Annotated in this window: 15 protein-coding genes; 11 read left to right on the top strand and 4 right to left on the bottom strand. The window is 65.0% G+C overall.

All coding sequences use genetic code 11. From position 1 onward, the window contains the following. Nucleotides 1-48 precede the first annotated feature (48 nt). The 9 genes from P9K36_RS30745 to P9K36_RS30705 all read left to right on the top strand — a co-directional run bounded on the left by P9K36_RS30745 (nucleotide 49) and on the right by P9K36_RS30705 (nucleotide 7,802). Entirely contained in the window at nucleotides 49-255 is a 207-nt protein-coding gene (locus tag P9K36_RS30745; RefSeq protein ID WP_278306385.1) for a hypothetical protein, read from the top strand. Between the two features lie 112 nt (nucleotides 256-367). Then, nucleotides 368-847 carry a hypothetical protein gene (locus P9K36_RS30740; protein WP_278306384.1) on the top strand — a complete coding sequence of 160 codons (480 nt, stop codon included), beginning with the start codon at nucleotides 368-370 and terminating at the stop codon, nucleotides 845-847. Between the two features lie 3 nt (nucleotides 848-850). After that, nucleotides 851-1,312 carry a hypothetical protein gene (locus P9K36_RS30735; RefSeq protein ID WP_278306383.1) on the top strand — a complete coding sequence of 154 codons (462 nt, stop codon included), beginning with the start codon at nucleotides 851-853 and terminating at the stop codon, nucleotides 1,310-1,312. Between the two features lie 211 nt (nucleotides 1,313-1,523). Further along, nucleotides 1,524-2,153 carry a hypothetical protein gene (locus tag P9K36_RS30730; protein WP_278306382.1) on the top strand — a complete coding sequence of 210 codons (630 nt, stop codon included), beginning with the start codon at nucleotides 1,524-1,526 and terminating at the stop codon, nucleotides 2,151-2,153. Between the two features lie 35 nt (nucleotides 2,154-2,188). After that, a complete protein-coding gene (locus tag P9K36_RS30725; RefSeq protein WP_278306381.1) occupies nucleotides 2,189-3,175 on the top strand; it encodes a hypothetical protein in 987 nt (328 codons plus the stop codon). Next, nucleotides 3,172-3,447: a hypothetical protein gene (locus tag P9K36_RS30720; RefSeq protein ID WP_278306380.1), complete on the top strand. Its 276-nt coding sequence runs from the start codon at nucleotides 3,172-3,174 to the stop codon at nucleotides 3,445-3,447. The genes P9K36_RS30725 and P9K36_RS30720 overlap by 4 nt, the downstream gene beginning before the upstream one ends. Beyond that, nucleotides 3,444-3,860 (top strand): hypothetical protein, encoded by a 417-nt coding sequence (locus P9K36_RS30715; protein ID WP_278306379.1) that lies wholly within the window; start codon nucleotides 3,444-3,446, stop codon nucleotides 3,858-3,860. Before P9K36_RS30720 ends, P9K36_RS30715 begins: the two co-directional genes overlap by 4 nt. Nucleotides 3,861-3,872: 12 nt before the next feature. Then, nucleotides 3,873-7,337, top strand: coding sequence for a phage tail tape measure protein (locus tag P9K36_RS30710; RefSeq protein WP_278306378.1), 3,465 nt, complete (start codon nucleotides 3,873-3,875; stop codon nucleotides 7,335-7,337). 45 nt (nucleotides 7,338-7,382) lie between these two features. Continuing rightward, the gene (locus P9K36_RS30705) at nucleotides 7,383-7,802 is read left to right on the top strand and encodes a hypothetical protein (protein ID WP_278306377.1); all 420 of its coding nucleotides are present in this window, start codon (nucleotides 7,383-7,385) and stop codon (nucleotides 7,800-7,802) included. 251 nt (nucleotides 7,803-8,053) lie between these two features. Here the strand turns inward: P9K36_RS30705 and P9K36_RS30700 are convergent, their stop codons facing one another. Together P9K36_RS30700 and P9K36_RS30695 are read right to left on the bottom strand one after the other, a co-directional pair. Next, nucleotides 8,054-9,481, bottom strand: a complete 1,428-nt coding sequence (locus P9K36_RS30700; protein WP_278306376.1) for a hypothetical protein — start codon at nucleotides 9,479-9,481, stop codon at nucleotides 8,054-8,056. A 146-nt stretch (nucleotides 9,482-9,627) separates the two neighbouring features. Then, entirely contained in the window at nucleotides 9,628-10,347 is a 720-nt protein-coding gene (locus P9K36_RS30695; RefSeq protein WP_278306375.1) for a thermonuclease family protein, read from the bottom strand. Between the two features lie 69 nt (nucleotides 10,348-10,416). Here P9K36_RS30695 and P9K36_RS30690 point away from each other — a divergent pair, with 69 nt between their 5' ends. Together P9K36_RS30690 and P9K36_RS30685 are read left to right on the top strand one after the other, a co-directional pair. Then, the gene (locus tag P9K36_RS30690; RefSeq protein ID WP_278306374.1) at nucleotides 10,417-10,944 is read left to right on the top strand and encodes a hypothetical protein; all 528 of its coding nucleotides are present in this window, start codon (nucleotides 10,417-10,419) and stop codon (nucleotides 10,942-10,944) included. After that, nucleotides 10,941-11,216: a hypothetical protein gene (locus P9K36_RS30685; RefSeq protein ID WP_278306373.1), complete on the top strand. Its 276-nt coding sequence runs from the start codon at nucleotides 10,941-10,943 to the stop codon at nucleotides 11,214-11,216. Before P9K36_RS30690 ends, P9K36_RS30685 begins: the two co-directional genes overlap by 4 nt. 81 nt (nucleotides 11,217-11,297) lie before the next feature. Here the strand turns inward: P9K36_RS30685 and P9K36_RS30680 are convergent, their stop codons facing one another. After that, complete coding sequence (locus tag P9K36_RS30680; RefSeq protein ID WP_278306372.1) at nucleotides 11,298-12,359, bottom strand: hypothetical protein; 1,062 nt, start codon at nucleotides 12,357-12,359, stop codon at nucleotides 11,298-11,300. Between the two features lie 308 nt (nucleotides 12,360-12,667). Continuing rightward, the gene (locus P9K36_RS30675; protein WP_278306371.1) at nucleotides 12,668-13,051 is read right to left on the bottom strand and encodes a hypothetical protein; all 384 of its coding nucleotides are present in this window, start codon (nucleotides 13,049-13,051) and stop codon (nucleotides 12,668-12,670) included. Between the last annotated feature and the right edge of the window lie 156 nt (nucleotides 13,052-13,207).

Below are 13,207 nucleotides of genomic sequence, written 5' to 3'. Positions count from 1 at the left end.
ACGTCGGGCACCTTCGGCACACTCCAGCCGTAGCCCGAGGACAGCGCCATGAAGATCGCCGAACGCTCCATGACCTATCCGGAGTTCGTCCGGTTCCGGGCGGAGGACGGCATCTCGGACGCGATCGTCCAGGCCGCCCGCCAGCACCGCATCACCACCAGCGAGTTCCTGCGCCAAGCCGTCCGGGCGAAGCTGACCGCAGACGGTGTGCAACTGCCCGACCTCGGGCTGGCCGGACGCCGCGAGGCCGCCTGATCCCAGTTCGCCGGGCGGCCGTCCGACCGCCTGGCGAGGCACCTGCGGCGCTCGGTACTCAGGCCCCGAGCGTCGTGGGTGCCACCCCTCCAAGCAGCAGGACGTATCGCCGATGCCCGGGTACTCCGACACCGAACTCATCCGAGCGCGTCGTACGCTGACCGACAGTTTCGAACGAGGCCAGGCGTATTGCACCCTCGGCCACCTGGAGGCGGAGCAGCGTGAAGCTGCCACCTCCGAGCGGGCAGAGATTATCCGCCAGATCCAGGCCAACATCGCGACGTTCGATGGCGTCGAGCCGGAGGCCGAGGACGCCCCGACGAGTCCCGCGCCCGCGCCCGCGCCTGAGCCGGCGGCTGGCAGCCCGACACCCGCACCGATGCCGCCGGCGCCGCCCGCGCCCGCCCCCGCCGCCATCGACACCCGTGCGCTCGGCGCGGCCAGCATGCGCCGAACCCTGGCCCGATCCGGCATCACACCAGTGGGCGAGCAGCCGGCCCCGGCAGGTTCGTCCGACTGCATCAGGACCTCGACGACGAGCATGCAGCGGACGCTCGCGCGGATGGGTGTGCGGCCCAGCGGGAACGCCTGACCTATGCCGCGCACCGCCAAGCAGCCCGAGCAGCAGCCGGCCCCGCAGGACCCACAGCCGTGGAGCGACGACAATCGCGCGGAGGCCGCACAGATCGCAGCCCACTGCGTCGCCAACGGCTCTCCCGAATTGGCCGCCGAGTTCATCGCACAGGGTACGCCCCTGGCCGAGGTGAAGGAGCGGGTCAGCCTCATCGCCAAGGTCACGGAGATGTCGATGTTGGCCTGCTCGGTGGACCGAAGCCTCCCGGTCGGCCTTGGACGGCAGCTGCTCGCCGAGGGCCGCAGCCTGCAGGAGATCCGCAGCGAGTTCTTCGCGCGGATGGTGGCGAAGCAGGACGAGACGGCGATCTCGTCCCACGTGCCGATGAACGGGGGCAACGCAGGCGTCTCCGCATCCCGGGCGTCAATGGAGCGGACGCTGAAGGCGGCAGGCGTGGCCCCGATCGCGGACGGCAGGCCATGACCGCGCTCGCCCGCTACCCCTGGGATGGTGGACGGGTCTCCGGGGATGGCCGCGGGCATGCCGATGCCCTGCCACCCTCCCAAACCGTGACATCTGAGCAACAACCGAGGGACCCTACCGACCCTGATCGACCACGGGTGGTAGAGGCGCGAGACCCTGCTAGCGCCAGGGGTCAAAAAGCACTTAACACCGCCCGTCCTTGGGGGTCGGCATGACGATCATCACCAAGGCTGCTCTTGCGGACGAGCTGTCGATTTCTCGGGCGCGCGTCTCGCAATACGTGAAGCGGGGCCTGCCTGTACGGTCGGACGGTCGCCTTAACCGCGCCGACGCCCTTAACTGGCTTAAGTCGAACGCCCTCGGACTTAACAGCTTCGAGGACCGCGGAGTTAACCGGGCCGGTCGCCTCGCAAAGGTCGCGAAGGCCAAGCCGGAGCGCCGGCCCGAGCGCAAGCCGCAGCCGGAGCCGACCGCCAGCGATCTCGACCTCAGAGACGTGCTGGTCGCGATGCTCGATCGCATCGAGGCCGTGGTCGCCTTCGCCGTCCTGGCGGCGGAGGGCCCGCCGGAGACGGCCTACGCCGCCGCCGGCATCGCCCGGGCCGAGATGTTTGATGCCGCCAGCGATCTCGCTCTGACGATGGGCGCGCCGGACGGGGTCGACGGCCCCCTCGGTATCGTCAAGCCGACAGGCTTTCCGCCGGACTGGGCGGCCCTCGCCGACCTCGCCGGCCACCCTCTCGAACTGGACGCCTGGCGGGAGGCCGAACGCCGGCTGCCCTACTGGGCGGACGCTGATCCGGTCGACGCACCTCACCCGTGGAAATCGACGTCGCCCTGACGCCACCCGCAGCCCCTCATCCGAAAGGCACGCCCGTGAAGACACCCGCCCGGAAGACCGCTAAGCCCGCCACCGACCTCGTGGCGCTCGCCCGTACCGGCACCGACCTCGACGCCCTGGACGCCGGCCTCGCCGAGGCCCGCGGCCAGATCGAGACCGCCACCCGAGACCGGGACGCCGCCGAGGCCAGCTATCGGGAGCGGATCCTCGACGCCTCGCCCGCCGAGCTGGAGCAGATCCAGGCGACCAAGGCCCGAGCCGTCGTTGACCTCGACCGCGCCGAGGCTCTGACCGCAGCGCTCACCCGCCGCATCGCCAGCGTCCGGGACGATCGGGAGCGGGACGCGCGCCGCGCCCAGCACGCCGACGCCGTGGCGAAGTGCGACGCCATCCGCCAGCGCCTCCCGGCCGAGTACCGCCGGCACGCCCTGGCGCTGCGAGGCCTGCTCCGGGACCTCGCCGAGGCAGAGGTGGCCCGCGAGTTGGCCGAGTCCCTGCAGGCGGAGTTCGGCGCTATCCCGCCGGTCGAGGACGAGTTGCGCCGCCTCGTTCACGTCCCCGAGGAGATCGTCAGCCAGGAGCCGATCACACTGTGGGTGATCGACGGCCGCGCCGAACCGCTGCCGGCCGAGAAGCAGGCAGAGGTCCAGGCCGGCAATCGTCCGAACCAGGGCTACCTCTACACCGGAGATGCCGGGAAGGTCGCGGGGCGCGGTGGCCAGCTGAACTGCACGCGCCGTCGCTTCACCCGGACCCGCTACCGCGCGGCGATAGCGACGCCGTGGACCGCGGCCTCGCTCCTGAACACCGTGAGCCTGCCGGCCTTTGACGTCCACAGCGAGGACTTCGTGACCGCCGAGCAGTTCCGCAGCCCCCACACCGTCCTCGCGCACCTCGAGCGTGACTTGCCCGAGCCTGCCGAGCTCGCCCGGCCGGTGCTGGAGCGGTTCGAGATGGTGGCCGACACCCCGCGCGACGATGGCCCCGCCCAAGTCGCGCAGCATCTGCGGAGCGTGGCGTGACCCTGGCCGAACTCGACGACCTCGACGCCGTGGACCGTGCGGAGGCCTACCGCCTCCGCCGGGACACCCGGCTAGATGCGATCATGGGTGCGCCGGAGGCTGAGGCCGAGGAGCGTCGCCTCGTAGCCTTTGCCCTGGCCCTGCGCCTCGATCTCTCGCCCGACGCAGCGGTGCTGCTGCTTCGCCAGGCGCCGGAGCTGCGCACGATCGACGCGGTGTCCTCCTGGGTCGGAGCGATCCCAGTCCAGCCTCATCCGGAGACACGACATTGACCGATTCCCCCGCACCCGCACCGCAGGCTGAGGCGAGCCCGCCGCCGGCCGAGACCTGGGACCACCTCGCTGTGGTCGTGCTCGCAGGCGACCGCGCCGTGTTCTCGATCGACGAGGCCGGCAACATCCAGGTGCCCGCCACCTACGCCCTGCGGTCCGAGGTCGGCGTGGCCCTGGCCCGCGCCGCCGCCGTGCTCGCGGCCCAGCCCGAGCCGAGCTCGTCGCAGCAGATCCTGAACACGGTGTTCCGGCAGCTCGGCGAGATCGACACCGATGCGGCGCGGGATGCATCCGCCAAGCTCGAAGCCGCCGTGAACGGCCAGACGGCAGCACTGGCGGCGGCGGCCGTCGCCATGGAGACCGCCACCGTCGAGATCGGCGCCTCGATCCCGACCGCCCCCGGAACGCACTGAGGAGGACCCGCCATGGCGTCCAAGACCCTTGAGGCAAAGCTCCTCATCACCGCCGAGTCGCGGGTCGAGGCCGAGATGGCGAAGGTCGCCAAGGCGATCCAGCAAGGCCTCGACGTGACCAAGTACACGGCCGAGGCCGCGAAGCTGAGCAAGGCCTGGGAGCAGCAGGCGAAGGCGGCCAAGGCGGCGGCGGCCGTGATGGATGCCCGTAAGCCGCTGGAGGCGACGGTGCAGGGGATGCAGCGAGTCGGCGCGCAGGCGACGCGGCTGGCCCGGGAGTACGACGTGGCGAAGAAGGCGGCGGCCGAGTACGGCAAGGCCCAGACCTTCATCAAGGGCAGCGAACAGGCAGCGCAGGCCGCGCGGCTCGCCGCCGAGGTCCGGCGCCTCGGCGATGCGCATCGTGCGGCCGTCAACGACACCAAGGCCCTGACGGCGGCCTTCAGCGCCGAAACGGCGGCGCTCAGGGCGGCCGAGAGCGCGGCCTCCCGCTATGGTGTGGACTTGGCACGGGTCGAGCAGCAGCAGCGCACGCTGGCGCGGAGCACCGATCAGGCCGCCGCCGCCTTCCGGCGCCAGGTCGCCGCTGAGGACCTCGCGGCCAAGCGGGCCGTGGTCAATCAGGAGCGGTCGGCGGCCCGCCGCGGCTTGGTCTCCGCCGGGGCCGTCGTGGCCGGCGGCAAGATCGACGCGACGGCCAAGGCGGCCGAGCACACCTACGCCGAGTTCGACATGGAGATCCGCCGGCAGGTCGCCATGGCGGGGCTCACGAAGGAGGAGCGGTCGAGCCGGATCAACCAGGCCGTGCGGCTCGGCGGCGCCTCGACCTTCAACGACATCCAGGTGCTGCACGCCCAGCGGACGCTCGCCGGCCGGGGCGTGCGCAAGGATCTGGTCGAGCCCTTCGTGGAGGAGATCCTGAACTACGCCCAGGCGATGAACGTCGAGCTTCCGAGCGCGGCCAAGACGCTCGAAGGCATCGTGTTCTCGACCAACCAGCACATCGAGGACGCGGCCACGGCTACGAAGGTCATGCGCCGCAACGTCGATCTGGCGGTGAAGACGGCCAAGGTCGGCGGCCTCGAGGATCACGACATCCAGGCCGCGTTCAAGATGGGCGGCGCGACCTCGACCGGCGCCGGGTTCTCGATCGAGACCATGGACACGATCTTCGCGCTGCTGCGGAAGTCCGGCTACTCCGGCGAGGAGGCCGGCACCGCGGCGCGCGGCATCTCCTCGAAGTTCATCGCCCCCTCGAAGCAGGGACTGACCGCCCTCGACGCCATGGGCGTGAAGTACAAGAACTTCGTGCGCATGCCGGACGCGCTGAACGCCGACCGGCTCGGCAGCTCGGTGAAGCGCACGTTCGGCAAGGACATGTCGCCCCGGCAGATGCAGCGCCTGCAGGCGCTGATGAACGATCCCGACGCCCTGCTGGACCGGGACAAATTCACCGCCAGCGCGACTGGGATCATCGGGCAGAGCTTCGACAAGAACAAGAAGGGGCAGCTCAAGGCGGCCGACGCCCACGCCATCGCGAAGACGGTCGGCGACTTCTACAAAATGGCGGCCGAGTCGGTGGACACCGAGGGCCTGCTGCGGGCCGTCATCAACGCCCACCCGACCCAGGCGCAGCTGAACGCCCTGGTCACCCGGGAGCATGGCGGCAAGCTCGGATCGATCGCACAGAAGCCCGAGCTGTTCGACGAGTACCGCAAGAAGATCGCGGACACCCCCGAGGGGTTCGCCAAGTCGATCGGCGATGCGGTCATGGGCGGGTTCTACGGCGCCCAGAAGCGCATCGAGAACACCCGCCTGAACGTCGAGACCGCCATGGGCCGGTCGCTCGACAACAACGGCGAGGGCGGCGGCCTACTGACCCGGGCGGCCACGGCCATCGCCGACTTCCAGCAGCACATCGCCGAGCTGGATCCCAAGATCGTCGCGCTCGGGACCTCGGTCACCGTGGCCGGCGGAAAGATCGCGGAGGCGGCCGGCACGCTCGGCCTGATGGGTTCGGCCCTGGCGCTCACGAAGTCGGCGGCCTCTCTGGAACTGGCGGCCGCGAAGCTGGCCATGAACGGCGGCGGGGCCCTGCCGGATGCGGCCAAGAAGGGCGGCAGGCTGGCCGGGCTGGCGAAGGGGGCGCTGGGCATCACGGCGATCGGCGGGCTGGCCGAGCTCGCGAAGCAGTACGACACCCTGCAGATGCCCGAGTTCACCAAAGGCGGGATCGGCCGCGGGCTCCTCGGCGCCCTCGACCCGAACCTGCCCGACATGGTGCTGGGCAAGAAGGCGGACGAGGTCGGCAAGGAGGCCGGCACCAAGGTCGGTAAGGGCATCGCGGACGGCGTGAAGGAGAAGGCCCCCGAGGTCGAGGCCGAGGGCAAAACGCTGTTCCAGCGCCTCAACGAGCAGTTCCGCCAGGGCATCTTCGTGCCGATCCACTTCATGCCGGGCGAGGGCATGGGCGGCGGTGCCGGCGGCGGAGGCTCAGGTCTGATCCAGAAGGCCAGCTTCGGCGGGGGGGCCGCGGGCGGAGCCCTGGAGGGCACGATCCGCAAGTCGAGCATCGCCGGTGCGGGCGGCGGTGCTGGCGTCACCAGCGGGAGCGCGGTGCCGTATTCCGGCGGTGGCCGCGGGATCTCCGCCCGTGACATGCGCAACATCGATCCGGAGTTCGCAGCCCACATCCGCGCCTCGGCGCTGTCGCAGGGTATCGACCCGGACATCGCGCTGCGCATCGCCAACAGCGAGGGCCTGCGCGGATCGAACCCGAACCGGCTCACCCCGGGCGATTACGAGAACGGCAAGCCGGCCAGCTTCGGCCCGTTTCAGCTCCACTACGGCCGCTCGGGCGGCCTGGGCAACCGCTACACGGCGGAGACCGGGCACCACGCGAGCGACCCGCGGTACTGGAAGGAGCAGATCGACTTCGCACTTCGGACCGCCCGCAAGGAGGGTTGGGGCGCGTGGTACGGCCGGAGGGGCGCCGGCATCGGCTTGCGGGACGGCATCGGGACGGTGAAGCCGGTTCCGATGGCGAAGGACGGGGCGGTCGCGGCCAAGGGAGCGGACGGCGAGCCCCGACTGGTCCGCGGCCTCGACGGCAAAGAGGGCTTGGATCTGGGCGATGGGACGATGCGGATGCCCGATGGCGCTATCTGGTCGATTCCCCGGGGCAGCGCCCTGGAAATTCCGGATGCGCCGGCTGGCGGCATCGGCGCGGCAGGTAGCGGCCGCGGCAGCATCGGCGCGCACGTCGAGGAGTTCGGCCGCCACGTGGATCGGCTCCAGGACATGGGCTTCCACGGTCAGATCAGCCTCGCGGTGACCGGCAGCGGTCGCCAGCAGGTCCGGGCCACCGCGCTCAAGATGCGTGGCCGCGGCGGCATGACGGCGGACATGGGCATCACGCTGCCGGACCTAGAGCGGGACTGGTATACCCCGCCTCCACGCGGTCTCACGGACGTGTAGCCTCGACGCGGTGACGACGGCGAGGCAGGTTGCAGCATGCGCCTCATGATCCTCGCCGTCCTCGCTCTATCGGCATCCCAGGCCGCCGCTGACCAATGCGACACTGTGGCGGCGCGCATTGCCGCCCAGGTCGGTGGATCGGTCCGCACCCGCATAGGCCCGGCGATCAAGATGCAGCACCCGGAAGCTGCCAACTTCTCCGTCGACTGCAAGGGTGCGACCATCTCCCGGGTGTCCGGCAGCAAGGACGATCCGGGCTCGGTCGCTGGGTTCGCTCAACTCATCGCTCGCACGTCCAGCCTCGCCCTCGGCACGACCGAGGATCAGGCCGCAGGAGTGATGCTCTCCTGCGTTCGCGCTGCCTCGCGAGCTGCGGGCACCCTGAAGGAGGCGAGGGCCAGCGGCTTGAAGGTCGAGTGCTTCGTGAAGGGGGACTACGTGGCCCTGGAGGTCACGCGCCCGTAGGCGATGGGTCATCCCCGGCCCTCGCCGCCGTTGCGGGCTGTAGAGGCGCGGCCCTTCACACCATTCAGATCGCCTATAGGGGCTTCCGCCTCCAGGAGGGGACGATGGAGCCGGCTCGAACCGTGCGCACGAGTACGAACAGAGGATCGCAGACGGAAGCACGCTACGAATTCAGCGAGGGCATCCCCAGTGTCTAATTGCGCGAAAAGAACGAACACCCACGGCAAGATGCTGCGCCGCGTGATCTTCCATCATTCCGCATTCACTTCTCGCCAAACCGCGTTGGCTGTGAGGCGATACAGAAAGCTCATCAGAAATGGGCCGTCTTCCGATAAGGCTATAGCTAGAATCTCCTCGGGCGACGGCTGAGCAGACCTAGTGGCATGTCCGGTGTGCGCCACCTTGTTGCGGATACTATAGACCGCACCAAGCGCGTCCCAGAGCAAGATCTTGGTTTGCCCTGCCCCAGGCGTTACGGGCTGCGCCCCCTCAACGAGAGGAGGCATTCCACTCGCGTCAGGCTTAAGCAGGCTCATTTCTGGCCATGCAGTGTCGATCAGGTATTTGTAAACCTTACCCCGCGCGCCCGCAGTTTTCGCAGGCTTGCCTGCGTTATTAAGTATCTGCGAACCGTCAGGATGTGTCAGAACTAATGCATCTGACGTGACGTGCTTCTTGCTGATTTGCTCGATGATAAGCCAGCAGCGCCAGTACTGAAATGAAGGCACGCGCTCGCCGACTGCCTCATTCAGTAGCGTCAACAGAAGCTTCGCATACTCTGATCGCTCGATGATTGGTTGATATTGCAAAACACGGGCGGCGTGTTCGTCTGAGAACATCGGAGCTGCCATGTTCCCACGATAGCCGTCGAAAAGCGGATAGAAGGCGTAGCTGCGCCCGTCACTTATGAACGTTCCGCAGTGTTTTGCCTTCTCGCCACGCTCAAGCGAGATTAGCATTGCTATCTGCTCGGCCCGATCCTCGGCGTATTTTTTCGCCAGATCCATCGATGCAGCTTTCAAACTGAAGAATTTTACGCCAAAAACCCTATTATCTGATTTATATTCGTCCCTGATCGCGTCAGCAAACGCGACATCAACACCCAATGTTGACCTGAGATCTGACGACAAAGGCTGCTCTATACCCTCTGGTCCAAGAGGCTCTTGGATCGGGTAGATATTCACACCTGGCAGCACAAAAGGATGGTCCAATCGGATGCCTGAGAAATAGATCACCGTTGTGAAGATTGGCGATCGCTGCGGCGGTGTCCCTACCGCAATCTCCTGAGTTACAATAGCGGCACGTGCCGCTTGTATTCTATCTATCTCACGAGAAGCCAGTTCGTCCGACTTAGTGATTGGGTAATCGAAATGTAATTGACCTGATAATTCGTGCTCTACAAGCCGAGTCGGATCTTGCATCATCCGAGTGCCGGCTCGAACGATTTTGTACAACCCCGGCTCCATATCACTTATGCTTAGTGTACTTGGCTGAAATCCCGGACCAACAGCTCCAAGGCTGAAAGTAGCGGACCAGTGATCGCGAAGCTCTAGTATCCTGTAGATTTGAATCTCAGTCGAGCCATTGGCATAAGCCGCATCCAAATCGGTGCAATTGTACTCGATTTCCAAATCACCAGCATTGACACCGTTCCGTACACTGACAATCTCAAATCTCACCAGGGCATGCCTTCTTTAACCAACCTGCAAGCAGGCCGATGGACGATCTTCAAGCCACCAGAGATTGCCGCCGTCGCGCTGTGGTTGTCCAGGCACGCGCCGGCTGTAACCGGGGATAGCGCTCCGCCGCCGCTGATCGGATCCGATCAGCCTCGCGCTGCCCGCCAACCCGCTGCCTTCGCCTCATCCTCGCTGCAGAACATGCGCTCGCCGGAGCTCGTGTCGATCACGGTCCGGTCGTAGTCCCGGGTCCCGGGCAGGTGGTAGATCTTGTCGCCCTTGCGCGAGATGTTGCCCTTGTTCGCGCAGGCGGTCTGTACGGGGGCTGGAGCGGTCGCCGGTGACTTCTCCATCTCCGGCCGGGTCTCGACGCCGCTGGCCCGCTTGGCGCGGCGCCAATCCGACGGCGGATCGAAGGTGCCGGCCCAGAGGCCGCGCTTCAGCGCTCTCGCGGTGGTCTCGGCCCCGACATAGTCGCGGGAGTAGCGCTGGTAGGCCGTCGCATAGCCCTGGCTCACCATCCAGGCGTTCAGATCCTCCTCGCCCTTCCGGCACACAGCGACCGTGCGGCCGTACCGGTCGGTGTCGTGCGGCTCGCACGAGATGTTCGCCGCGCCGATCCGGTCCGCCAGCGCGAGCGCCGCCACTTGCCCACAGCGGTAGGACTTGCCGGCAGCGTTCTGGCACAACTGTGCGCTCTCCGGCGCGTCGATGCCGTGGAGGCGGATGCGGGTCCCGCGGATAACCACCGTGTCACCATCGATGACGGAGGGCCGTCCCACGATCGGCTCTGCAGCTAGGGCCGGGCTGGTGAGGAGGATGAGGGCGGCCAGGGTTGTGCGCATGGTGGTAGCATAGCTGGGCATGCCGCGATTGCGCGACTGCAACATGCGCTGCTGCAAACGGAGTGCTATATCTCAGGCCGGAGAACCGCCTTGCCTGATCCCGCGCTCCTCGACCTTATGCATCATCTAACGTGGCAACCGCCTGCCATTTTCGGCGCGCCGCCAGCCGCCGCTGGCAGCGGAGCCTTCGAGCAGTCTTACGACGCGTTCCTCGATCAGAGCGAGCGTGACCTCTCAGAATGGGTCAAACGCGGTGAAGCGCTGCGCACGCTGCTGTGGCGAGCGGCTCACGAAGAAAACTCTTGGTTCAAGCTTCGCGACGCTAACATGCTCGTTGATCTTTATGAGAAGAAGCTCAAGGACGAAATCCGTAGTGCTGAAAAGATCAAGAAGGAAATTGATCGCGCACGTAAAGGCATGTCGGCAGCAGATCAGGCCGCATTTAGCAAGCGACAAGGCAAATTCACCGAACTAGGCAATCGGTTTCGTGAGAACGGCAAAGAGTTCTCACTGTTCTTGCGTGCGTTGCGTGCGGAGCTTGATCCCGATGCGCGCGGCGGTCAGTCTTTTGACGACCCTGAAGCTCTGGAGGCGTACCTGCTCGGCGCCGTGGCGTGACCGTTCGCATCACGCCGACTCAAGCCTTCAAGAAGGCGTTGGACCGTCTGCCGCCACATCGGAAGAGGGGCGCAGTGCGAGCGCTCGCTAAGTTCTCTGCCACTCCGGATTTGCCGAGCCTGGACTTCCGTTCGCTTGCTGGCGCGCCTGGCTATCATATCATTGACCCGCAAAGCGGCGACCGGATCATCCTCCGAAAGGTCGAGGACGATCACTTCGAGGCAGTCGACGTTGGACCGCATGACAACATCTATCGCCGCTGGAACCGCTGAAATGAGCGACCGCGTATAGGACCATCTCGGCAGAATGGCCGCCGGGAACGCGTTGTCGAGTCCGACGAAAATCTAATCGCGTCACATGTATATCGGAACTGCCACTGTGCCTTCGGGGTATTTTATCGCATTAAAAACTAAATTTCCGATTTGTATTTCCCCGCGATCGTCGTACTTAATGATCATATTGAATTTCTTCAGAGCGATGCCATCGAAGGCAAGCCAGCGCAGAACTTCATCGGATCCTTCTTTCACAAGTACGTTTCCATCTGTGCTGCGACGCAGGCGTGTCAGGTAATGCTCCATAGAGCTGGCTGTCACGTCTGCAACGCTTAGCAAATCTGTTGTCTTAACATCACGAACCGAAAACGGCCGAGCCCCCCCGACTCTAGGAAAGCTCTTCTTTCCGTCTGCATACAGAGTAAGCACTTGATTGAAAACGTGCAGGAGCCGTTTATGCGCATCTGTGTCCGGACAGATATCATCGTTGTCAGTCATCCAAAAGACCTTTTGACCGTCTTTGCTTAGTAAGGCAACAAAGAAGGCCGAGGCGTGCACGATTCGCATAAGTTTTTCGGCCGCCGGAGGTTTCCAGCTGCCGAAACCAGTTTCTATTAGCGTGCGCGAGATCGACTTAGGTCCATCTTTCTTGTTCTCATGGATCACCGAGGTTATGCGCTTATCGATAACAAGCGTGAAAACGAGACCCGGAAGCTTGTTGTTTAACTCTCGGAGATAGTGCGGCAGAGCCGCCCTCATCTGCCCCATACGGAAATCTTTGAAAGCAATTTCTTTCGTGCCCAATCCATAACGGGCGCGGATGATTGCCATTTCCTGATGGAAGAAATCTTGTAAGTTCCATGCACATATCAAAAATGAATAAGTATAGTAATCTCCAGACCCCTCTCCCGCATAATCCGAGAAGACTGCTACTGTTTCGTTAGCGAAGGCGGACAGATTTGGAAGCATAAGCTTCCCAGCGTCTTGACTGGTAATCAGCAGCGCTTCGATGTTTCTGACGAGAGCGACATAATTATTTGATAAACTCGGATCCAGCAATCGGACATTTGGGCGTTTGAGAGTGATGATATTCGCCAAAGAGGTGGCGCGGATAAGCTCCTCGACGTTCGGTGATCCGCTCATCGCGTCCCCGGCGTCAGTCCTTGGATGCTTCGCCGGTAGTGCTCCATGCCCTTCTCGTCCGGCATCGGACCTTCGTGGTCGCACTCCTGCTTGTGGTGCTCAAAGACGCACTTCGAAGTCGGAGGCGATCCACACACCTTGTCAAGCTGCTTGTAGCTGACGCACCGGCCGTTTGGCCCTCGAAAGCCCGGACCGCCCTTGCAGCCGCAGCCGGTGCACTGGCATGCCGCGGCTGCGGTAGCGCTGGAGATCAGCAGAACGGTCGCAGCCAGGATGCGGCTCGGCCTCATCGTTCAGGGCTCTTCGCTTTATACGACGCGGGGCTGAGCCGTTGCCTCGTACCATTCGACGATCGCGGCCATGATGGCTTGGTCGCCACTCACCTCTTCGGGTTGCTCCTCGGACAAGACGCGGCTCCCGAACTCCTCCGACGATTGCTGATAGCCAAACGTTGAACGATCTCGGACCGTGACAAGCATCCGCCGTCCATCGCTTGTCTGCATCGTGACAGTCGGGAATTCACTCTCGACAGAGCACCGCTTTCCATTGCGGTGCACGTAGTTTCCGGCCTCCCGAGACAGCTCGACCCACGTCAAATGGATTTGATGCTGCTTGTCGCGCTCAGCCTTTTTCTTGCGCTCGATGGCATCATCTCGTTGTTGAAGGTAGCCAGTGAAATCAAATCTTGCCACGCTCGACTGCCTCCACGAACGTTCCCACGATACGAGATAACCTAGCGTCCGCAGACGAGCTCGACCATGCGGTCACGCCTATCGTGGTCGAGCCAGATGCAGTGCTGTCCGAGCGCACGATCCTAAGCGATTGTGCGCTCGAAGCCGCAGAGTTTG

Origin of the sequence: Methylobacterium sp. 391_Methyba4 (genome assembly GCF_029691625.1) — a bacterium.
Taxonomy (GTDB): Bacteria; Pseudomonadota; Alphaproteobacteria; order Rhizobiales; family Beijerinckiaceae; genus Methylobacterium; species Methylobacterium fujisawaense.
Note: the sequence above shows the minus strand (reverse complement) of the source record. Positions and strands in the feature narration are given on the sequence as shown.